The sequence below is a fragment of the Photobacterium sp. R1 genome (genome assembly GCF_054600795.1).
On sequence record NZ_BAAHZP010000121.1, the window covers coordinates 1 to 421 of the forward strand.

Here is a 421-nt window from a genome sequence, read left to right on the forward strand (position 1 = left end):
ATCAGTACGAAATTATCCGAATCGCTTTGTGCAAAAGCCTGCTGCAATTCCCGGTACTGTGCCTCGCTTTGGTACTCCTGCCCGAACTGAGTACCAGGCAGCACATCGCTGACGACCGGAAAATAGTACTCCCCCTGATACTTGACGATCAGCGCTTTACTGTTAATCAAAAACTCGGCAAAGAAAGATAAAACCAGCAGCACGGATAGGATGATCAGTGACCAATAACCGCGCTTTATCGTTTTAAAACGCTGGATTTTCTTTTTTGTCAGTGGGCTCAGGGTCAGCATATCAGGCTCCGAATCTCACTCGGGGATCAATCATGGCAACACAAGCATCGGAAATGATATTGCCCAGCATTAATAACACGGCATTAATCGCGACTATGCCCATCACCACCGGATAGTCTCGCTCAATGATA

At 47.0% G+C, this 421-nt stretch carries 2 pseudogenes; both read right to left on the reverse strand.

Annotated features, from left to right (window positions below):
• Positions 1–290: pseudogene (locus tag ACYP03_RS24255) on the reverse strand (ABC transporter permease); the annotation flags it as partial.
• A 1-nt stretch (position 291) separates the two neighbouring features.
• Positions 292–421: pseudogene (locus ACYP03_RS24260) on the reverse strand (ABC transporter permease); the annotation flags it as partial.